This window comes from Luteitalea pratensis, from assembly GCF_001618865.1.
GTDB lineage: Bacteria > Acidobacteriota > Vicinamibacteria > Vicinamibacterales > Vicinamibacteraceae > Luteitalea > Luteitalea pratensis.
In genome coordinates this window covers 1,593,590-1,613,529 of sequence record NZ_CP015136.1, presented here as the reverse complement: position 1 = coordinate 1,613,529, position 19,940 = coordinate 1,593,590, and the positions used below count along the sequence as shown (strand labels likewise).

Genomic DNA, 19,940 nt, shown 5'->3' with positions numbered 1-19,940 from the left:
AACGGCGGGCAGGGCACGCACCTTCGGCCGCGTGACATCGCGGTTGCTTTAGGTTTCTGATCGATTGGTTTCTTGAAGGCATCCCCGAGCCGGAGGGGGCGTATGCGCCACCACCGGACGTTCATCAATCGGCCTGGTGGAAGGTCATGTGCCTCACGGGCGTGGACTACTTCTCCACGTTGGGCTACCAACCGGGTATCGCGTTCCTCGCCGCCGGTCGCTGGCGACCCTGATCTTGTTGCTGCTGACACTCTTCGGTGCCTTGCCGATGTATCGGCGCGGCGCAGCTCAGCCCCAAATGGGCAAGGCAGTATCTCGATTCTGGAAGCGCTGCTGCCCCGTTGGCGCGGCAAGGCCTTGGTGCTGTGCCTCCTCGGGTTCGCCGCGACCGGGTTCATCATCACGATCACGCTCTCGGCGGCAGATGCGACGGCTCACCTCCTCGAAAATCCTTTCATGCCGGGCTGGACGAAGCAGCCCGTGATGCTGACCCTGCTCCTCCTCGCTGCGCTTGCAGCCGTGTTCCTTAAGGGGATTTCGCGAAGCCGTGGGACTCGCCGTGCCCATCGTGGCGGTCTACATGCTCCTGAACCTGGTCGTCTTGGCGTGGGGACTTCTGCACCTGTGGCAGGAGCCGACGCGATGGTCGGCATGGTGGACCGCGGCTACCCGAGCACATGGACATCCCACATCGATGGTCGTGATGGCGGCGCTGCTCTTCCCCCGGTTGGCACTCGGCCTGTCAGGCTTCGAGACCGGCGTCGCCGTCATGCCGTTGGTCCAACGCGACCCGGGCGACCCGGAGCAGCATCCACAGGGCCGTATTCGCAAGACGAAGAAGCTGTTGACCGCGGCAGCGGTGCTGATGAGCGTCCTACTTGCGGCGAGTAGCGTGGTCACGACGTTGCGCATTCCGCCTGCCGCCTTCGCGGAGGGTGGTCCGGCATACGGCCGCGCACTCGCCTACATCGCCCATGAACATCTCGGCGAGGCGTTCCGGACGGTCTATGACCTGAGCACCGTAGCGATTCTGTGGTTCGCCGGTGCGTCGGCCGGAGTGGGCGAAGGCGCACAGGCCGCTGGTGATGATTTTTACGGCAGTGGCCTACCTGGTCACGATTCTCTTCAAGGCGGATGTCAACGCCCAAGGGGGCGCATATGCAACCGGAGTGCTGGTCCTAATGGGGTCCGCCGGGGGGTCTCAAGATTGCCGTCATCTTCATCGTCTCCATCGTCCTGACGTCGTTGATATCTCGAGTGCTGCGTTCGACGGAGCTACGCATCCATTCAGTACAGACTGATGCCCTGCAGGTGTTCCTGCGTGAAGCCGCGGGTGCACCAATCCGGGTCATCGCGAACAGCCCTGACGCGGGCGACGTCGCGGAGTACCAACAGAAGCTGGAGGAGGCCGAAGACAGCCACCACCTCGTGCCCGACGAGCGCGTCCTCTTCAACGAGGTGCAGCCAGGTGACGCGTCCGCGTTCAGCGATCAGCTGTGCGTGCAAGGCGTGTACGTCGGCCCGCATTGGGTGCTGCGGTGTGTGAGTCCGGCGGTCCCGAATGCCATCGCAGCGTTGTTGCTGTACATTCGCGACGAGATTGGCACCATCCCTCATGCCTACTTCGAAGGCAATCCCATCGCCTACCTGCTGAAGTTTCTCGTGGTCGGTGAGGGGCACGGCACCGGTCACCCGTGAAGTCCTGAGGCAGACCGAACCGAATCCGAGCGTCGCCCGCGTATCCATCTGGGGTAAACCTCAGACACCGGTCACTACCGTCGGAGTGGCCGACTCAGGCGCTCGCCGTCATCCGTCGTCGCCTGGTGGGCGACGCTTGCTCAGCGTGTGCCGAGCGTCTTCACGAATTGGTTGTACATCCCCATGATCAGCAGCGGTGCCGGCCACTGGCCGATGAACCGGCTGGCTCGCTGTCGGCCGGCGAGTTCCAGCGCCAGCGATATCCCCATCGCGCTGAATGCCCCGATCAGGAACCAGTGCGACGGGACCTTCGCGGTTTGCTGCTCGATCAGCCGGGCGACATCACTTTCCGCATGCTCCGGCCGCAGCACGGGTGACGGTGCCGCGGTCATGGACGCCTCAGCCGCGGGGTTCGCCTCGAGTTCGGCCATGCCGTCGGCAATGCAAGCAGGTCACCACCTTTGCTACGTCTTACCGTGTGAGTGACGGTCTTCTACCGGCGACCCGCGGCGCGGGACCATTGCTGCAGCGAGATTACTGGGCGGTGCTGGCGGGATGCCCGTTGCCGCCGTCCCAGCTTATGGCTCACGTGAAGTCCCATTGCTGTGAGCTCCCGCCCGCGTCGCTCGTACAGTTCATCGCACCGCGCGGCGTCACACGAGACGCGGAGCTGGACATCCGCATTGTGCCGGGACAGCCCTGTCGCGTACGGGTGCTACACGAGGATGCTCAGAGCATCACCTTCGGCACGCTCGCCGGACACCCGGAGGCCGGACGCATCACGTTCGGGGCGTATCGCAATGCCGCCGGCGACGTGATCTTCCATATTCGCAGCCGCGCGCGCTCCGCCTCGCGCGCGACACGCCTGGGCTTCCTCGCCATTGGTGATGCAATGCAGACCAACACCTGGACCGACTTCATAAACAACACCGCTGTATCGGTCGGCGCTCCTATTCGTGACGCGATCCGCGCGGACACGACCGCAGTCGATGAGCTGCCGGAGGACGATGATCCCCTCCAGTCACCGACCTTCCTGGCGGTCGGGGACTGATGGCGGAATGGCGCCTGTGGAGAAGTTGGCCTGCCGCGGCCATCAAGCTGCGCCTCGAGCAGGCGCGCCACTCCCCCTCCAATGTCGGCGCCCACGAAGAGGAGATGACTGGTGATCATGGGTGGCACCACTTCTATTCCGAGGCAGTGATCGCTACCGAGGCGGAGGGGGAGGATCGCTTCGGGCGCGCGCGTGCTGCACTCGCGAACTACCAGTTTTCGGCCCCCGCGATCGTCCTGGCCCATTTTGACCAGGCAGAGCCGTTGCTCTGGAGGTGCATGCTCCTCGAGGTCCAAGTCCTCGGCTTGCATCATCTGTGTCCAGCGATCGTCAATCGCGTCACGGATGAAGCCGACGTCTTCGGCTTTCGGGACGACACGTTAGAGGGGCACCTCGAGCGCGGCGTCGAATGGTTCCTGCTCACAAGGAATGATCAGGGGCAGATCCGCTTTCGCATCGAAGCGCGATGGCAGCAGGGCGAGTTCCCCAACTGGTGGAGTCGGATCGGCTTCATCGTGTTGTCGGGGTACTACCAGCGGAAATGGCATCGCCTCGCCCATCACCGGCTGTGGCTGCTCGCGCACTATGGCTCGACACGGCAGCCGCCGCGAGACGCGGCTGGACCTACCCACCAGGGCGTCGATGTGGTGTTCACGTACCATACGAACCGGAAGTGGTTTCAATGAATCGCGCCACCCTGACCAAACTCCTCGCACTCAGCGCCGTGACCGGCGCGCGCAGCATGGCCGGACTGGCCGCCCTCGCGTCCGCGCGAGGCGGCGCGACAAAGCCGCCGTTACTGCTCGCCGCCGCGACAGAAATGTTTGCCGACAAGTCGCCCTCCATTGGCAATCGCGTCGATCCACTACCGCTGGGCGGTCGCGCGCTGATCGGCGCTGGCGTCGGCGTACTCGTGGCGCGCGAGGCGGGCGAGTGTGTGGTGCTGGGTGCCGTGCTCGGCGCCACGACCGCGGTGGTCGCCACGCACATAGCCTACGAGGTGCGGCGACGCCTTCCCGTACCGAGCGCTGCGGGCGGTCTGCTCGAGGACGCGTTGGTCGTGGCGGTCGCATCTCGTTACGCCTGAAACCTAAGGTACCCGCCTCGTGTCAGGCAACCTGGTTCCAGTCATTTTTCCGGATGGGGACGCCGTGCCTCGGATCAGGAGCGCCTTGAACGAGATCGACGGGCCCTCCTCGATCACCTGAGGATTGAACCGCAGATCTGCGGGCGGCCAGCCACGAACTTTGCTCTGCTGTTGCGACTGGTCCCGCCAACCCCATCGGCGTGACGATTGGCCACACGCCACGCCTATTAGAGTCGCGGACATGCCCGCGGCCGTGGTGAAGCGCCAAGCGTGTCACACGCGGGTGTCGGACGTCGAGGGCGAGCGTGGCCGGACGTGTTCCCGGATCCCGATGGTCATGGCGTTGCTGCCGGCGGAACGTCGTGGTCATGCGTCCTTCAACGTGTCCCACTCAATGGCCGAGGCACCCGCGCCCGCTGGCAGCCTGACGACAACTCGCGCAACACGTGCCAAACGTAGTTGGTCCAGCACGGCTTCTGGCGCAGCGCGGGAAAGAATCGTCCGCCAACAGTACACAATTAGTTCTTTAAGACCCGCTGTCCGCGTCGTCCTCTTCGGTGGCCTCGAGTTCGTCGTCGAAGTCCTCCTCGTCGTTTTCGGGGTCGACTTCGTCTTCGCCGCGTTCCGCATCGACAGCTGCACCAGTGTCTCCCGCCCGGTCTCCACGCCGGTTCGAGATCCCCTGCTCGAACTCAGGGACACCGGTATCGCCGTCCCCGGCGTCTCCCAGTGGTCCACCCGCTGGCGTGGCAGGCTGCGTTCTATTGGTCATGACAAGCTCTCTTCGTTCGAATGCGGTTGTGTACGGTGATGGCCGTTGCCAATGGAGCTCAGTTTCATCGAGTGTTGCTAGCAGTCCTTCCGGCGTCGTTGGCCATTCTCTGGAAGGTCGCGAGGCCGTCAGACTAGGCGTGGGTTCGTTCGCTTTCTGCCGCATCTTTGACAGGGCGTTCCCCTTCAGGTCCGCCGGGCAACGCCTGCGGAACCAAGGGGCCGTCCACGGTGCCCTCTGTTGGTGAATCGCCTTCAACGGCATTTGGTCGAACGCCATCGTGCCCTGCCGCTACGGAGCCTTGCCCCTCGAGTCGAGCGTCGAACGGCTGAGAGAGATCTCGCTTCGTCATGGTGCGCCTCCGCCGATGGGGAGAGCACGTCTCATGCCGACCGCACAATGCGCGCAGAGGCTGCCGGCCGGAGTCACTGCCAGGGCGTCGAGGCGGGACCACTCGTCACTCCACGGCACTCCACGTGGCGGCAACTCCTCACGTTGTGCGGCGGAATGGAACGTGCAGGCCTGAAAGCGTGTTTCTCTTCTTTTCCAACCGCCTCGGGTGTGTGGACTCAGTGCTCGCTTCACTGGTCCTGACGGTCGTGCTTGTTCTCGTCCTGCGCGGGTGTCAGTTGGCCGTCTAGCGAGCGCGGCAACGGAGGGTTCGATGGCGGCTTTAACGGGCGTGCGGAGGGTGTAATGCGACAGACCAACCTTGCGCGAATCGGGTTGGCGGTCATCACGATCGTCATCAGCGGCTGCGAAGCTGCGACGCCGACGTCATCGGCCGAACCTGGGGCCCGTCCTGGCGCCGTCGGTGCCGGTGGCGCGGGGGCAAGCGTCGGGAGCGACGATGACTTCGTGGCCGACGTCGTCATGAAGAACATGGCGGAGATCGCACTCGCCCGCATCGCGCTGGACAACTCGACGAATCCTGACGTCAGGTCTTTCGCACAGCGGCTGATCGACGACCATGGCGCCGCCGGTACCAGGCTGAAAAGCGTGGTATCAGGATCGCCAATCGAATGGCCGACGCAACTCGCCGAGAAGCACGGGGAGACGGCCGACGCGTTAGCAGGGAAACGAGGACCCGAGTTCGACCGCGAGTACCTGCAGGCGACGATCAATGGCCACCAGGACCTTGCGGCGAAGCTGGAGTCTCGCATCGATGTGCAGTCACTCACGGATTGGAAGACGGCCGCCGCCGCCCGCACGCAGAGCAAGGCGATGCCCGAGCCCACGACCGCCATGCGCGACACAGCAGTTCGTCCCGACAACAGCGGCAACGAGAGCACCATGAAGATCAACCAGTGGGCGGCCGACGCGTACCCGGTCGTCCAAAAGCACCTCGACACCGCCAGGACTCTCGAGAACGCCGCGAAGCAATGAAGGGTTTGCGGCCATGAGGCGAAGCCTAAACGCGGCGTGGTTGCATGGCTCGTTCTGGGCTCGTCGCGCGCCGAACCCAAGGCGGCGTCACCCACCAGTCGCAGCAATCTCCCACTTGAGCGACCGTTCGTTTCGCGGAGAGGCGTCGTGGAACATCAGGTGTCACCAAGAAAGACCAGCGGGCGCGCACGGGGCTCCGCCGCCCTGCCATCAACGTCTAGTCCGTCTCGAGAACATCTGACGAACGGCACGCGCCGCCACGTGCCTGCCGCAGTCTCCACGCGGATGCTTCCGCGATCGGAACACGCCCAGGTGGATCGGGATGTCGGCTGGCTCGAGTTCAATTGCCGGGTCCTCGCTGAGGCGACCGATGTACGTACCCCCCTCCTCGAGCGTGCCAAGTTCCTCGCGATCTTCAGCGCCAATCTCGACGAGTTCTTCATGAAACGGATGGCGCTGTTGCAGGACCGCACCGAAGAAGCCGCGCTACAGCGCCTAGCGATGATCCGCGCCCACATCCGCAAGCTCATGGCGGAGCAGGACGAGTACTTCCGGACCGGACTGGTCCCTGAGCTCTCGACGTACGGCGTGCATCTGCGGCATTGGCACGAACTCACGCCCGGCCAACGCGAGGAAGCGAGTCTGCGCTTCGACAACCAGGTGTCGCCGGCACTGACGCCGTTGATCATTCACCCGTCACAGCCGTTCCCGTTCTTCTCCAACCTGTCGTTGTCTCTCACGTTCACGCTTCGAGATGACCGCACGAACGAGGTGTTTGATGCGCGAGTGAAGGTGCCCAACGAGCTGCCACAGTGGCTCCGGCTGTCGGTGGACGTGCCGGCTCGGGAACACGTGTTCGTGCGCTTGCACGAAGTGATTCGCGAAAACGCCGAGAAGCTCTACGCCGGCATGTCTCTCAGCGATGCCGCATTGTTCCGTGTCACCGCCGAAGTGGAGTTCGATGGCGACGAGGACGAGAATGTTCGGGAGGTAGTCACGGAGCAGATCCGGCAGCGACGGTTCGAACCGGTGGTGAGACTGCAGCTGGCCGAGGGAGCCACCCCGGGTATGGCCCAGCTGCTGTCGACGCATTTTCAACTGCAAGACGAGGACGTCTATCGGTGTGCTGGCGAGCTCGACTACGCCAATCTGTTCGAGCTCGCCGTGCTCGACCTGCCCGCGCTTCGAGACGCTCCGTGGGAACCACGTGTGCCGGTGCGGCTGCAGGAGGAGGACGACATCTTCGCGACCGTTCGAGCCGGCGACGTGCTCGTGCATCATCCGTACGAAAGCTTCGAGCACAGCGTCGAACGGTTGATCGACGCGGCGGCACGAGACCCGCGTACTGTCGCCATCAAGATGACCGTCTATCGCGTCGGCGACGATACGCCGTTCGTCCGTTCGCTCATCAGGGCCGCGGAGATGGGCAAGCAGGTCGCCTGCGTCATCGAGCTGAAAGCGCGGTTTGACGAAGCCCGGAACCTGCACTGGGCGTCCGAGCTCGGACGGGCCGGCGCCCACGTCAACGTGGGTGATCTGCGACTCAAGACGCATGCAAAAAATGGCCCTCGTCGTGCGCAAGGAAGACGACGGGCTGCGCTGCTACGTGCATCTCGGCACCGGCAACTATCACGTCAAGACCGCGCGGCTCTACACGGACATCAGCCTGCTGACGTGCGACGCCGCGATCACCGCCGACGTGGTCTCTCTGTTCCATCACTTGACCGGGCGTTCGGAGCGTCCCGGCTTACCGACGGTGTTGGTGGCGCCGGCGACGATGCGCCAGGGCTTCCTTGATCGCATCAATCGAGGGATCGAACACGTGGCGGCGGGACGTCCGGCGCGGATCGTGGCCCAGATGACCAGCTGGAGGACGCCGACGTCATCAGTGCGCTGTACGCGGCTTCCGAGGTGGGTGTCACGATCGATCTGATCGTGCGTGGTTTCTGCCGCCTGCGACCCGGCGTCGCGGGTCTCAGCGAGCGAATCCATGTGCGTTCGATCATCGGCCGCTTCCTCGAGCACGCGCGCATCTTCCATTTCGCCAACGGCCACGATGACCCAGTCGCAGGCGAGTTCCTTATCGGGTCCGCGGACTGGATGGTTCGGAACCTCTCGTGCCGGGTCGAGACGGTCACGCCGGTCCACGACCGCGGCGCACGGGAACGACTGTGGGAAATCCTCAGCGAAGGCCTGAGCGATCACCGGCAATCGTGGGAGATGCACAGCGACGGTAGCTACACGCGGGTGGGGCCCGATGCGTCTGATCCGGGCGTTCAGGAGGTGCTCATGGCGCGCGCGGCGCCGGAGCGACCCGGGCTGAGGTGCCTTATGGAGGACCGCCCCGCACACCGCCAGCACCGGCCTCAGACCGCCGCTTTGGTCAGGCGTCGTTGGGGATCGCGGATTCCCGACAAGATCGAATACGGATCCATTTTCCGGTTTGTATAACGACAGCGTCAGCTCAGGAGGTCGCGACGCGCACGGGTACTCGTGGATCTCAAGTCCTTTGAACTTCTGGAACAGCTGCGTGACGAGCGTGACGCCCTTACGCGTGCTCGCCGCTTAGATCAAGTTGCCGCCGTGGAAGTACGCGAACGCCAACGCGTCAAACGTCTTCGTTCCGCGTGTGTAGCCTCCGATGACGAACTCGCGCCCTCAGTTCACGCGCATTTTCATCCAAGCGCCTGACCGCAGGTCTGGCTCGTAAACGCTGTTGCAACGCTTGGCGACGAGCTCTTCGAACCGTGGGCCTTCACCGATTGAATTAACAGCGACAGGTCGGCGTTGAGCGGTGCCGAGTACCGACCGGGTCCGGAAGTGTCGGCAGCGCCGTCTTATCGAGCGGCTCGCGGCGCTTCGGAGCGGCTCGGCATGACGTTCTGTCCCGTGGGCACGATTCGTCGAACACGTTGTACACCGGGGCTGAGGCCGAGCCGCACTTCTGTAGAGCATTGAAAGACGGACGACGCAATTCTGACCCTCAATCACGGTGTTGTGCCGGAAGCGTGGCGAGCGCTTCACGACCCCGGGATCGCGGACTGAAGTCGTTAGTCGTTCCGCGACCGAAGATGGACGGCCTCATTCCGCTTGAAAGCAACCGCGCGGTACCCGTCGGGCTTGAGCTCGTGGAGTCATGCCCGGTCGGAGGGAAGGGAATCAGTTCGCAGAAGGAGCATCGGTTCAATGAATCTGGCTGAGGTGCTCATCGACGTTTTGCCGAGGAACTGGCGCGTGTTTTGCAATCTGTTCGCCCATGACAAACCAAGGATCCCACGATACGGAACAGCCGGGGCTTCAACGCGATCCCGACGAGTGGAAGACCGGTGATGAGCCGATGACGGACGCCCAGCGCTCCTATCTGGAGACGCTATGCCGGGAGACGGGCGAAGAATTCGACGCGACCCTCTCAAAGGCCGACGCATCTAAACGGATTGACGAACTCCGCGGGCGGTCGCCGCGACTCGCCCAAGAATAACCGGCCACTGTGAGGAGCTAATCGCATCCGGCGCGCGTCAGCGTCAGTGGCTGAGGTCTTTTGAACGAACGGGGAATGGCAAGATCGGACTTGGCGGCCGGGAGGATAGCCTTCGACTTCGAGGGCCGCGACCTTCCTTGGTCGCCACGTTCGTACTGCTGAGGCGGGCATTGTCACCTGCAATGACTAACCCGACTTCCGAAACACCCCGACGCAGGTCCTTCAGTTCAGCACGGAGATCCCTGGGCTCGCAGATGTCTCACGTCTGAAAGTCCCGTGCTGTCGCGCGTTCAGATGCAGTGGTCCTTTAGCCGAACGGTTGTGCACCGCGCCTTGCAGCAATTGCCTCCGACGCGAGAGCGTCGTGAAATGGACCGCCGCCGACGGTGGCGCAGGCTTCCCGGTTATTTGGTCGCCGTCACTACGTGTGCCGACATTGGCGCGTCGGTTTCGTCGCACCGCCCAAGTGCCGCCGTCACGGCCTTGAGCGCCCGCAAGCAGAAGGTCGCGCCGCTCGCTCTCCGCGCGGAAAGGTGACCCGAGCACCAGCCCCTTTGCGGCGTCGCGTGTGGCCACGCCCGCGTTTAACGCCCTGGTGCATGGCAGCGGCGGCACATGACGACACGGCGCTTTTTTGACACCGTGCGTTCGTTCTGAACGACGCGACGATGTCGGAAGCGGAGATGATGCGCTGGACGGATCGCGGAGTGGCATTCATTCAGCCTGCTTCTTCGCCCCTTGGTGCCTGGCATCTGACGACCATCTCGCCTGCCAATCCAAGCATCCAGGTCTCTGGGATTCGCTCGTCGCTCTTGGTCGACTACGAGCGGCGCATCGAAACGGAAAGTGTTCTCAGCGTGGACGTCACACGCGATGAGGTCCGTGTTGCTGTTAGCGCTCGCATCACGCCGACCTACGAGATCTGGTCGATTCCCAACATCCTCGCGGCCAATCGCTGAGACAGGAGACCGAGTGGCAGCTGTCCGGTTGTTGCTTGTCACGCTGGCCCTAGTGCCGGCCTGCGGGCCGCTGGCTGTGCAAGAGTTCTCGGAAGGGATACGGGGCTGTGTCCGCGGACATCCGCACTTTCGCGCGCGGGTTCTCGTCAGCTAGGATGGGAGAGTCCAGCGCCTGACCGCGTTACTGAAGTCCTTCTATCGCTACGCAGGCAACTCCCGATTCGACGTCTCCGACGACATTCCGTTCTGATGGCTGCGTTGGCGGCCGGACAGGCGCATTCACTTCATCGTCGAGTGGTCCCACCTTGGCGAGGGAAAAACCGGATGGGAGCGCTCCGAGGCGATTGTCCCCACCGTCGCAGCTGCGGGAGTCCGCGCAAGACGCTTCGCCTCCTCGATGGACGCGGTGTAGGGCGCACGGCAACAGCGCGGCATCACGAGAAGGGACGTCTCCAAGGCTCCGTGTGAAGCGGAGCCGCTAAATGGTGGGGGCTTCGGGTGTTCCTCACAAGGCCGGCCCCACCTCATGGTCCACCCAGTGCTGACGCCCAAGTGCCGGCATGCGGCCCCAGCGAGGCGACGTGGCGTGTTCGAAGATGAGACTGCGTTTCCCCGAGTCACACAAGCACCAAAGGGGCCGTGTGCAAAGTCTGTGCAACAGATTCCAGAGGACCGCGCCACGGACGGCGGCGAACGACTAACGAGGTGCACGAATCGCGCCTGTTCTTTACGATCTGCTGTCATCCGCCACGCTTCTGTCCAGGTTGAGGGGCTGGCGGGAGCAATCTCGTAGGGGTTCGAGTCCCCTCTTCCGCACCAACACTCACTACGTTCGTTCGGCGCGGAAGAGGGTCCTCAGGCCCTTGCCTTTCGGCGCTGCGCGCCTCGGGCGCCGGGCTCGAGTCCCCTCCTGACGTGAGCTACGGTTGGCAAGCCATCGCCGTTCTGGCGAAGGTTGTCCGTCGAAGCGACGCAGTCGCGAAGGCGGACCTCGACCAACATCTCCGCGGACCGGTCCACAGACCCTCGGGCTCGAGTCCTCGCCTGACGGCGAGCTACGGTTGGCAAGCCATCGCTGTTCTGGCGAAAGGCGGACTTCACGACGCAAACGGCTGATCGATCGCCGGGCTCGGCTGGGTGAAGAACTTCGGCCCGTCGGGCGTGATGTACAGGCAGTCCTCCAGGCGAATCCCGAACTCGCCGTAGATCGCGATCATCGGTTCGTCGCTGAAGCACATCCCCGGCGCGAGCCTGGTCGTGTTCCCCTTCACGAAGTTCGTCCACTCATGGCCATCCATGCCGATGCCGTGGCCGGTGCGGTGCGGCAGGCCGGGCACCTTGTACCCGGGCCCGAAGCCCGCGTCGCTGATCACCTTGCGGGCCGCCGCGTCCACCGACTCGCACGTCGCACCGACGCGCGCCGCAGCGAACGCCGCCGCCTGCGCCTTCTTCTCGAGATTCCACACGTCCACCTGTCGCTTGCTCGGCGTGCCGAACACCACCGTCCGCGTGATGTCGGACTGGTAGCCGCCGAAGCTGACGCCGTCGTCGATCTGCACGACGTCACCCGACTTGAGACGCTGCGGCTGCACGCTTCCGTGCGGGAACGCCGTGTACTCCCCGAAGCTGACGTCGATCGGCCCAGACGCCCCGAGCGCGCGGTAGGCCGCCGTGATGTTGTCGCGCAACTCGTTCTGGGTCAGGCCCTCGTGCAGCGTCGAGAGCCCTGCCTTGTAGGCGGCGATCGTGATGTCGTTGGCGTGCTGCATGAGCGCGATCTCGGTCGCGGACTTGATCATCCGGCAGCCCGCCGTGACCGGCGTCGCCAGGGTCCACTCGATCGCGGGCGCGGCCTTGCGCAGGCCGTCGACGATGAAGAAGCGGACGCGTTCCTCGAGGCCCACCTTGCCGGTGGCGACGCCCCGCTCCTTCAGGATGCCCGCGACGAGGGCCGTCGCGTCCTCGTCTTCCTGCCAGACGCGGACATCGTTGGTGAACTTCGTGATTTCTCGCGCGCGGTTCTCTTCGAAGGCGGGCGCCACGTACGCGAGTTCACCCCTGGCAGGGATGACCAGCAGGAACGGCCGCTCGCTCAGGCCCCAGCGCACGTCCACGAAGTACGCCATGGTTGTCCCCGGTTCGAGCACGATCGCGCCCAGCCCCTGTTCGGCCATCAGGCGGCGCGCCTTGCCAATGCGCGCGCGACGCTCGTCGTCGGTGATGTAGGGCGGCGCTCCGGGGAGTGGAGAAAGGGCACGGATGACGTCCGGTACCTCCCGACGGGCATCGTCGCGGGTCTGCGCATCGGCGGGCACTGCCACGAGAGAACCAGCGATGAGCCCGGCAGTGCGGGAGAACTGACGGCGTGAGAGGGTCATGAGGCTCCGGCGTATTCATTGGGCCGACAGGTTGGGTCGGCCCTGGCGCAGCACGAATTTCTGAATTTTCCCGGTCGCGGTCTTCGGCAGTTCCGCGACCGGTGTGAAGCCGTGCGGGACCTTGAAGTGGGCCAGGTGCTCGCGGCAGAAGGCCTGGAGTTGTTCCGCGGTCGCCGATCGGCCCGCCTTGAACACCACGAAGGCGTGCGGTGACTCACCCCATGTCTCGTCCGGGACACCGACCACCGCGACTTCCTGGACCGCCTCATGCCGCAGCAGCAGCGCCTCGACCTCCACCGACGAGATATTTTCGCCGCCGCTGATGATCACGTCCTTCAGCCGATCGGTGATCTGCACGTAGCCATCGGGATGCACGACCGCCGCGTCGCCGGTATGGAACCACCCGTTGCCCATGCAGGCCGCCGTCGCCTCGGGATCGTTGTAGTACCCGGCCATGACGACATTGCCGCGGGCGATGATCTCACCTGGGCTCTTGCCGTCCGCGGGCACCTCACGGCCCTGGTCGTCCACCACGCGAAGCTCACCGGAGGTGATGAGTTCCACGCCTTGCCGTGCCTTGATCCGGGCCCGCTCGTCGCCGGAAAGCACCGCGTGCTCCGGGCGCGGCTCGCAGATGCTGATCGCCGGTGCGGTTTCGGTCAGGCCGTAGATCTGCGTGACGACCCAGCCCAGTTCATCCTCGATGCGCTGGATGGTAACCGCTGCCGGTGGCGCCCCGGCAGTCATCACGCCGAGCCCGCGCGGTGCGCCCTGCTTCGCTTCCGCAGGCGCATTTGCCAGCATGATCAACACGGTCGGTGCTGCGCACAACCGCGTCACCTGCTCTTGCTTCGCGAGGCGAAACACGGTCGCGGCATCGAACTGCGGCAGGCACACGTGCCGGGCACCGGCCGCCGTCACCGTCCACGTGAAGGTCCACCCGTTGGCGTGGAACATCGGCAACGTCCACAGGTAGCAGTCGGCGGTCGTCATCGGCGTGTGCGCGAGCATGCCGACCGAGTTCACCCAGGCATTGCGATGCGTGATCATCACGCCCTTGGGGCGAGACGTCGTGCCGCTGGTGTAGTTGATGGCGAGGAGATCGTTCTCGGCAATGGCGGGCCGAACGAAGTCGCCGGTCGCCTCCTCGATCAGGGATTCGTACTGGAGCCAGCGCGGGCCGGGCCCGTGACCGTGAGAGTCGAGGGCGACAAAGTGTGCGACGTTGGACAGGTCGTCGCGGATCGCGTCGATGCTCGCCTGGTAGGCGGCCGAGACACACACCACCGTCGCGCCACTGTGCTGAATGAGGTAACGGAAGTCGTCGGCCACCAGCCGGAAGTTCAGCGGGACGAGGACGGCGCCCAGTTGCGGGACGGCGTAGAACGACTCGAGCTGCGCGTGCGTGTTGGGCGCGATGTAGGCGACCCGATCGCCCGGCCGCACGCCGAGACGCTGCAGGGCCGCAGACCAGCGGTCGCATCGATCGAAGAACGCACCGTACGTCCACCGCTGTGCGCCATCGACGACACCCTCGCGGCTGGCGTACAGCCGGCGCGTGCGCCGCATGAACTCGAGCGGAGTGAGCGGAACTTCCATGGTGTCACGGCATCATACGTCGCCAAGCTGTCCGGGACCGCCGCCCTGGACGTTAGGCAACGTCATCCTTACGCCTCGCCCATCCTCTGGCCATTGCCCGACCATGCGGCATCTCGTGTATCGTGGCGCGATGGTGACGGCCAGATCAAGTGCAGCTCTCCTGCTCGGCGCACTGTGCGCGTGTACGTCACGTGCGCCCGAGCCCGCGTCTCCTCCGGCCGCCGAGTACCTGTACCTCTGGACCGCGTCTGCCGACAAGGCGCAACCGGACTTCCTCGCGGTCCTCGACGTCAGCGACCGGGGGGAGCGGTACGGCCGCCTCGTGACCACCCTGCCGGTGCCTGGCCGCGCCAACGGCCCGCACCACACCGAGCACGAGATGCCAGCCGACGGTCAGCTCTTCGCCAACGGGTTCGCGACGGGCCAGAGCTTCGTCTTCGATCTCGGCAATCGGTCGCGGCCGCGAATCGTGAAGCAGTTCGGTGACGTTGAGGGCTACGCTCATCCGCACTCGTTCCTGCGCCTGCCGAACGGCAACGTGCTGGCCACCTTCCAGATGCGCCACGAGGCGGGCAAGATGAGTCCGGGCGGACTCGTGGAACTGACGCCCGCCGCCGCACCGGTACGTTCGAGTTCGGCCGATGCACCAGGCACCGATCCTGGGCTGCGCGTCTACAGCGGCGGCATCGTCGCTGGCCTCGATCGCATCGTGACGACCACGACCGACATGGACTCGGCGTCGGCAGCCTCCCGGAACCTGCAGGTGTGGCGTCTCGCGGACCTGCGACTGCTCCACACGATCGCGCTGCCGGACGGTCCCGGTGGCAACGAGGGCTTGCTCACCGCGGAGCCGCGACTCATGGCTGATGGCAAGACGCTGCTGGTGTCGACATTCAACTGCGGCCTGTACCTGGTCGAAGGACTGGCGGGTGACACGCCCTCCGCACGGCTCGTCGCATCGTTCCCGCAGAAGAAGGAGACCTACTGCGCCATCCCGGTCATTGCCGGCCACTACTACCTGGTCACCGTCCCCGCCTGGAGCGCCGTCGTCAGTCTCGACATCTCGAATCCCGCGGCGCCGCGTGAAGTGAGCCGTGTGTCGCTGGGCCCCGATGACGTCCCGCACTGGATCGCGATCTCGCCCGATCAGCGACGGGTCGTGGTGACCGGCTACAAGGGCATGCAGCACCGGGTGATGATCGCCCGCTTCGACACGGCGACCGGCCAGCTCGCGTGGGACGCGCGCTTCCGCGAAGACGGCGCCACCGAGCCAGGCTTCCGGATGGACGACAAGACCTGGCCGCACGGTGGGAACGCCAAGGGCATCCCGCACGGCGCCGTGTTCAGCCGGCCCGCGACGCGTCAGCCGTAGGCCGGGTACCGGGTACCGGGTACCGGGCACGCGTAAACCGGATTCCGGGTTCCGGGTTCGTAAGCCCGGCTCTGTAAGCCGCAACCCATGAGCCATAAGCCGCAGGCTGTTGGCGGGAACGGCGTTAGGCGTTAGGCGTTAGGTTGCCAATGGCGGCCCCTGCGGCACGGTGATTCGGGTGCGCTGTCCGCCGTACTTGTGCCGCGTGGCCTTGAACGTCGCGGTCAGGTACTCACCCATGTGAATCTGGCCCGACATCGTGTCGCCCGACGCGGTGCCAGAAAACGTGAAGGTCACCGAACTGCCCGGGCGGCGCTCGACGCTGCGGATGACCACGTCGCTGCCCTCCACCATTCCTGTCAGGTCGCGGGCGCTGAAGTCGCCCTGATGCGCGCCCTGTAGCCAGTTGCCGTCCTGCTCCACCATCAGGGAGTGCCGGCCCTGGCTGCTGGAGAAGGTGATGTCCACGTCCCACCGGCCGGCGACGTTCACCGACGGGGCGCGCATCTCGGTGACTCGCGGGGCGCGCGTCGCGTTCAGCACGCCGTGGATGCGATCGGCGGCGACCTTGTCGTCACCGGGCTGCATCATCCAGGCGGTCACGGAAATCGACGTCATGCCCTCGGCTCCGGCGCCCGGGCGTCCACCACCCGCGCCGACGGCAATCCTCGGCTTCGTCCGGGCGAGTTGATCGGCGAGTTCCGGTCCGGTGATGTGCAGCTTCGCGGGATCCCAGGTGATGCTCAGCGAGGGACTCCGATTGGAGAGTCCGTTGGGCTCCCGCACGCCGGTCGTGACGCCGGGGATGGCCGAGACGCGCTTGGCGACGGTGTCCAGCCAGCCGAGCCACGTCTTCCATTCGGCCGCGTGATCGCGCGTCATCCAGGCTTCGACGGCGGCCAGCATGCCGAGCGTCTCTTCTCGCCCGACCTTGTTGTCGCGGCCGGCACCATGGTGCGGCGCGCTCGCCTGCCAGGCCGACAGCAGCAGGTCCTTGCGACCGAGCAGGAGCCCCGCGCACTGCGGTCCGCGCAGTGCCTTGCCGCCACTGTAGGCGACGACGTCCGCGCCTGCCTGGAGGTGGACGTTGGGCCTTGTCAGTCCCTCGGCCGCGGCGTCGATGAGGATGGGAATATTCTTCGGTCGCGCGACCTTCGCGACGTTCTCGAGCGACATCGGCCCGGATGTGCTCTCGTCGCCGGCCAGCAGGTAGATCATGGCGGTTCTCGGTCCAAGAGAGCGCTCGAGCTCCTCGATCGTCTCGACCGTGATCATCGTCACGCCGACGTTGCGGACCGCCGCGTCGTAGACGTTGCGCGAGTAGCGTGGGCTGACGACCTCGGTCTTGTCGAAACCGGTGAGGTCAGGGATGCGCACCAGGCGTTCGGGGTTGCCCCCGGTCACGCATGCCGCCGTGACGTGCTTGAGACCCGCCGCGCATCCGCCCGACACCATGCCCCATTCGGCGCCGGTCAACTCGGCAAGCCGCTGGCCGACCGCGGCAGCCAACTCGTCGATCTGCACGAAATAGCGCGAGGCCGCGTCCATGGCTGCACGCACTTCAGGGCGTTCCACCGACCCGCCGATGATGGTGAACGTGCCGCGGCAGTTGATGACGGGCTCGACGCCGATGGACTGGTAGATCTCCGGCCCTGGCTTGAGTGGACCAGCCGCCGCGCCGTCCACGCGCGTGCTCGCGGCGCCCATGAGCACAGGCATCGCCAGGACGTTGCCGATCCGAAACAGGTCGCGCCGCGTGACGCCGTCGTGCTGTGAGTCGAACTGGATGTCGTCCTGCATGAGTTCTCCTGAGCTGCGGATCGGCCGGCTCGGAGAGCCGGCCGCTACCTTTCGGCGGGCCGCTACCTTTCAGTGCGTTTGCTTTTCGCTTTCATCGTGCATCCCTCACGGCGACGAGCGAGATCTGCTCCAGGCCGGGAAACGTGTCGTCGTTGCGCGGTCCGCGATCGGCCGGCGCCACCTGCGCCACCGTCGTGCGGCTGGGCGGCGAACTGGGAAAGTACTGGGCATAGACGCGGTTCATGCGCGCGACGTCGTTCATGTCGTCCAGGTACACGCTGGCCGACACGACACTCGCAAGCGTCAGTCCCGCTTCCTCGAGTCCGTCGAGCAGGTTCCGCATCGACTGCCGCACCTGCGCCTCGACGGTGCTCGCCCAGATGCCTTGAAGGTGATCCGGTCCCTCGGCCGGGCCGGGCGTGAACGGCCCCTTGGCCGAGCAATAGTACGTATCGTCGGCCATGACGCACGGACTGGCAGTCGCGCTCGGCCGCATGTTCTTCGGCCTGAAAGCTCGCCGCAAGACCAGGTCGGCGATCGCCACGCCCGTGAACTGGATCGTATTGCCGCCTGGAAGGCTCGTCACCGTGATGGTGGCTCGCGCCGGCGTGTTGCCGAACTCGAAGTGCCTGGCGTAGATGGCGTTCATCTGGCGCGAGGCCGCGCCGGTGAGGTACGGATTGACGAAGACCATGTGGCGGAAGTCCATCCCGGCGGCCGCCAGCGTCAGTCGCATGTTGTCGAGCGCGAGTTGCACCTGCGCGGCAGGATCGTCGGGCACGCGGCCCGTCGCAAGGTCGGCACCGAGCGATCCCGACAGGAACAATCGATTGCCGGCCAGGATGGCTGGCGACCACGACAGCGACGCCGGGGTGCCGGCCGGCCTGATCGGTTGCCGGCGTCCGAGATCGCGATAGGCAACGGCGTTGATCTCGACGGCGATGTCGGTCGGAAGCCGGTAGACCCCCACGACCGCGCGCGCCGGCGGCGCCGCCGGGAAGAACTCCCGCCACACACGGTCCATCACGTCGTGATGCGCCATGTCGGTCAGGTAGACCTGGCTGTAGACGACGTGCTCCAGCGTCAGCCCGCCCGCCTCGACGATGGCCTTCAGGTTCAGCAGCGCCTGGCGCACCTGGCCTTCGATCGTGTCGGGAAGCTGGCCATCGCCATTGCGTCCGCCCTGCCCCGAGACATAGAGGAAGTCACCGGCGAACACGCCCGGGCTGTAAGGACCGACCAGGCGGACACCGGGAGGTGAGATGACGCGCGTGTCGGCGCCAGCTCCGGGTGTGGCGACCATCGACGCGAATACCGCCGCTGCAAGCAAGATGCGGTTGATGAACCGGCCCGTGACCAACGCGTCCCGTCGCATGGGAATGCCGGCGATCATACGCCGGACGAGGCCATCGTGATGACGTCGATTGGCACCAATCGAACAACCACTAGGCAGCCGATGGCAGCACCGCTACACTTCGCCCATCCGGGGGGGAGCGGGCATGAACCTCGTCGTCGGTTCCAGTGGAATGCTCGGTGGCATGATCGCGCGCAAGCAGCTCGCGCGCGGCGAGCCCGTGCGCGTCCTGGTGCGGCAGCCCACGACGCTCGAAGGCGCCGAGAGCGTCGTGGGTGACCTGAAGGACCCCGCCTCGCTGGCAGCCGCCTGCCGGGGTGTGACCACCGTGATCACCACCGCGAACTCGGCCCAGCGCGGCGGCGCAGACAACGTCGACTCCGTCGATCTGGATGGCAACCGCGCGCTGATCGACGTCGCGAGCCGAGCCGGCGTTCGGCAGTTCGTATTCGTCTCTGTCGCGTTCGTCGATGTGGGCAGTCCCGTCCCGCTCTTTGCCGCGAAGGCCAGGACCGAGCATCACCTTCGCGAAAGTGGGCTGGCATGGACGATCATCGCGCCGCACATCTTTCTCGATGTCTGGTTCGGGTTGCTCGTCGGCAGCGCGCTCGCTGCAGGGATGCCGGTATCGCTCGTGCGCGGCGGCCGGGCGCGGCATTCGTTCATCGCCGTCGACGACGTGGCGGAGTTCGCGGTCCGTGCCGTCAATCATGGCGCCGCCATGAATCGTCGCCTCCTCCTCGGCGGGCCGGACGCGATCTCGTGGAGCGACATCGTCGAGAAGACCGCCACCATCCTGGGACGTCCGGTGCCTGTGCGAAGCATCGAGCCGGGACAGCCGGTCCCGAGCCTGCCTCCGCCGCACGATGCCGCGATCGGCGGCCTGGCAGCCAGCCTCGAGCAGCAGGACGTGATCATCGATGCCAGCGAAGACGCACGCACATTCGGCGTGACGCTGACACCGGCCGACACGGTCTTGAGGCGACTGCTCGCGTCGTGATTGGAG

Annotated in this window: 17 protein-coding genes and 2 pseudogenes; 13 read left to right on the top strand and 6 right to left on the bottom strand. The window is 65.5% G+C overall.

Translation table 11 applies throughout. The annotated features are described in order from the left end of the window. Positions 1 to 146: 146 nt before the first annotated feature. A pseudogene (locus LuPra_RS34270) lies at positions 147 to 1,281 on the top strand (amino acid transporter); the annotation flags it as partial. Continuing rightward, positions 1,258 to 1,698, top strand: a complete 441-nt coding sequence (locus LuPra_RS34745; protein WP_237050840.1) for a hypothetical protein — start codon at positions 1,258 to 1,260, stop codon at positions 1,696 to 1,698. The pseudogene LuPra_RS34270 and the gene LuPra_RS34745, both read left to right, overlap by 24 nt. A gap of 140 nt (positions 1,699 to 1,838) precedes the next feature. On the opposite strand, the gene LuPra_RS06665 is transcribed toward LuPra_RS34745, so the two are convergent. Then, the gene (locus LuPra_RS06665) at positions 1,839 to 2,129 is read right to left on the bottom strand and encodes a hypothetical protein (protein WP_234800764.1); all 291 of its coding nucleotides are present in this window, start codon (positions 2,127 to 2,129) and stop codon (positions 1,839 to 1,841) included. 89 nt (positions 2,130 to 2,218) lie between these two features. Here LuPra_RS06665 and LuPra_RS06660 point away from each other — a divergent pair, with 89 nt between their 5' ends. From LuPra_RS06660 to LuPra_RS06650, 3 genes are read left to right on the top strand one after another with little or no spacing between them, the layout of a single operon-like run. Beyond that, positions 2,219 to 2,749, top strand: coding sequence for a DUF1990 family protein (locus tag LuPra_RS06660; RefSeq protein ID WP_234800763.1), 531 nt, complete (start codon positions 2,219 to 2,221; stop codon positions 2,747 to 2,749). Next, the gene (locus LuPra_RS06655; RefSeq protein ID WP_110170026.1) at positions 2,749 to 3,435 is read left to right on the top strand and encodes a DUF1990 family protein; all 687 of its coding nucleotides are present in this window, start codon (positions 2,749 to 2,751) and stop codon (positions 3,433 to 3,435) included. Before LuPra_RS06660 ends, LuPra_RS06655 begins: the two co-directional genes overlap by 1 nt. Next, the gene (locus LuPra_RS06650) at positions 3,432 to 3,836 is read left to right on the top strand and encodes a hypothetical protein (protein WP_110170025.1); all 405 of its coding nucleotides are present in this window, start codon (positions 3,432 to 3,434) and stop codon (positions 3,834 to 3,836) included. Before LuPra_RS06655 ends, LuPra_RS06650 begins: the two co-directional genes overlap by 4 nt. 526 nt (positions 3,837 to 4,362) lie before the next feature. Here the strand turns inward: LuPra_RS06650 and LuPra_RS06645 are convergent. Next, complete coding sequence (locus LuPra_RS06645) at positions 4,363 to 4,608, bottom strand: hypothetical protein (RefSeq protein WP_110170024.1); 246 nt, start codon at positions 4,606 to 4,608, stop codon at positions 4,363 to 4,365. A 696-nt stretch (positions 4,609 to 5,304) separates the two neighbouring features. Between LuPra_RS06645 and LuPra_RS06640 the strand changes: the two genes are divergently transcribed. The 6 genes and pseudogenes from LuPra_RS06640 (at position 5,305) to LuPra_RS06615 (ending at position 10,431) form a co-directional block, all read left to right on the top strand. After that, entirely contained in the window at positions 5,305 to 5,994 is a 690-nt protein-coding gene (locus tag LuPra_RS06640; protein WP_110170023.1) for a DUF4142 domain-containing protein, read from the top strand. A 285-nt stretch (positions 5,995 to 6,279) separates the two neighbouring features. Continuing rightward, positions 6,280 to 7,542 (top strand): annotated as a pseudogene (locus LuPra_RS06635) (polyphosphate kinase); the annotation flags it as partial. A 4-nt stretch (positions 7,543 to 7,546) separates the two neighbouring features. Further along, the gene (locus LuPra_RS34265) at positions 7,547 to 7,927 is read left to right on the top strand and encodes a hypothetical protein (RefSeq protein WP_110170021.1); all 381 of its coding nucleotides are present in this window, start codon (positions 7,547 to 7,549) and stop codon (positions 7,925 to 7,927) included. After that, positions 7,861 to 8,445 (top strand): polyphosphate kinase, encoded by a 585-nt coding sequence (locus LuPra_RS06625; protein WP_110170020.1) that lies wholly within the window; start codon positions 7,861 to 7,863, stop codon positions 8,443 to 8,445. The genes LuPra_RS34265 and LuPra_RS06625 overlap by 67 nt, the downstream gene beginning before the upstream one ends. A gap of 805 nt (positions 8,446 to 9,250) precedes the next feature. Continuing rightward, positions 9,251 to 9,472 carry a DUF3072 domain-containing protein gene (locus LuPra_RS34260; protein ID WP_110170019.1) on the top strand — a complete coding sequence of 74 codons (222 nt, stop codon included), beginning with the start codon at positions 9,251 to 9,253 and terminating at the stop codon, positions 9,470 to 9,472. 668 nt (positions 9,473 to 10,140) lie between these two features. Then, positions 10,141 to 10,431 (top strand): SDR family oxidoreductase, encoded by a 291-nt coding sequence (locus LuPra_RS06615; RefSeq protein ID WP_110170018.1) that lies wholly within the window; start codon positions 10,141 to 10,143, stop codon positions 10,429 to 10,431. Between the two features lie 1,097 nt (positions 10,432 to 11,528). Here LuPra_RS06615 and LuPra_RS06610 read toward each other — a convergent pair. Beyond that, entirely contained in the window at positions 11,529 to 12,809 is a 1,281-nt protein-coding gene (locus LuPra_RS06610) for a M24 family metallopeptidase (protein WP_110170017.1), read from the bottom strand. Between the two features lie 15 nt (positions 12,810 to 12,824). Continuing rightward, positions 12,825 to 14,408 (bottom strand): long-chain-fatty-acid--CoA ligase, encoded by a 1,584-nt coding sequence (locus tag LuPra_RS06605; protein WP_110170016.1) that lies wholly within the window; start codon positions 14,406 to 14,408, stop codon positions 12,825 to 12,827. 103 nt (positions 14,409 to 14,511) lie between these two features. Here LuPra_RS06605 and LuPra_RS06600 point away from each other — a divergent pair, with 103 nt between their 5' ends. Further along, positions 14,512 to 15,780 carry a selenium-binding protein SBP56-related protein gene (locus tag LuPra_RS06600; protein ID WP_157898821.1) on the top strand — a complete coding sequence of 423 codons (1,269 nt, stop codon included), beginning with the start codon at positions 14,512 to 14,514 and terminating at the stop codon, positions 15,778 to 15,780. A 138-nt stretch (positions 15,781 to 15,918) separates the two neighbouring features. On the opposite strand, the gene LuPra_RS06595 is transcribed toward LuPra_RS06600, so the two are convergent. Further along, positions 15,919 to 17,580 carry an aminotransferase class V-fold PLP-dependent enzyme gene (locus tag LuPra_RS06595; protein WP_234800761.1) on the bottom strand — a complete coding sequence of 554 codons (1,662 nt, stop codon included), beginning with the start codon at positions 17,578 to 17,580 and terminating at the stop codon, positions 15,919 to 15,921. Between the two features lie 91 nt (positions 17,581 to 17,671). Then, the gene (locus LuPra_RS06590; RefSeq protein ID WP_157898820.1) at positions 17,672 to 18,955 is read right to left on the bottom strand and encodes a RidA family protein; all 1,284 of its coding nucleotides are present in this window, start codon (positions 18,953 to 18,955) and stop codon (positions 17,672 to 17,674) included. A gap of 124 nt (positions 18,956 to 19,079) precedes the next feature. Between LuPra_RS06590 and LuPra_RS06585 the strand changes: the two genes are divergently transcribed. Continuing rightward, positions 19,080 to 19,934, top strand: coding sequence for an SDR family oxidoreductase (locus tag LuPra_RS06585; protein WP_110170013.1), 855 nt, complete (start codon positions 19,080 to 19,082; stop codon positions 19,932 to 19,934). Positions 19,935 to 19,940: the final 6 nt, after the last annotated feature.

Bases quoted from the DNA above. Each gene is read 5' to 3' on its own strand.
- LuPra_RS06585 (WP_110170013.1), top strand. From the start codon at position 19,080: ATGAACCTCGTCGTCGGTTCCAGTGGAATGCTCGGTGGCATGATCGCG.
- LuPra_RS06650 (WP_110170025.1), top strand. From the start codon at position 3,432: ATGAATCGCGCCACCCTGACCAAACTCCTCGCACTCAGCGCCGTGACC.
- LuPra_RS06655 (WP_110170026.1), top strand. From the start codon at position 2,749: ATGGCGGAATGGCGCCTGTGGAGAAGTTGGCCTGCCGCGGCCATCAAG.
- LuPra_RS06600 (WP_157898821.1), top strand. From the start codon at position 14,512: ATGCGGCATCTCGTGTATCGTGGCGCGATGGTGACGGCCAGATCAAGT.
- LuPra_RS34265 (WP_110170021.1), top strand. From the start codon at position 7,547: ATGCAAAAAATGGCCCTCGTCGTGCGCAAGGAAGACGACGGGCTGCGC.
- LuPra_RS06665 (WP_234800764.1), bottom strand. From the start codon at position 2,129: ATGGCCGAACTCGAGGCGAACCCCGCGGCTGAGGCGTCCATGACCGCG.
- LuPra_RS06615 (WP_110170018.1), top strand. From the start codon at position 10,141: ATGTCGGAAGCGGAGATGATGCGCTGGACGGATCGCGGAGTGGCATTC.
- LuPra_RS06605 (WP_110170016.1), bottom strand. From the start codon at position 14,408: ATGGAAGTTCCGCTCACTCCGCTCGAGTTCATGCGGCGCACGCGCCGG.
- LuPra_RS34260 (WP_110170019.1), top strand. From the start codon at position 9,251: ATGACAAACCAAGGATCCCACGATACGGAACAGCCGGGGCTTCAACGC.
- LuPra_RS06595 (WP_234800761.1), bottom strand. From the start codon at position 17,580: ATGCAGGACGACATCCAGTTCGACTCACAGCACGACGGCGTCACGCGG.
- LuPra_RS06610 (WP_110170017.1), bottom strand. From the start codon at position 12,809: ATGACCCTCTCACGCCGTCAGTTCTCCCGCACTGCCGGGCTCATCGCT.
- LuPra_RS06645 (WP_110170024.1), bottom strand. From the start codon at position 4,608: ATGACCAATAGAACGCAGCCTGCCACGCCAGCGGGTGGACCACTGGGA.
- LuPra_RS06640 (WP_110170023.1), top strand. From the start codon at position 5,305: ATGCGACAGACCAACCTTGCGCGAATCGGGTTGGCGGTCATCACGATC.
- LuPra_RS06590 (WP_157898820.1), bottom strand. From the start codon at position 18,955: ATGCGACGGGACGCGTTGGTCACGGGCCGGTTCATCAACCGCATCTTG.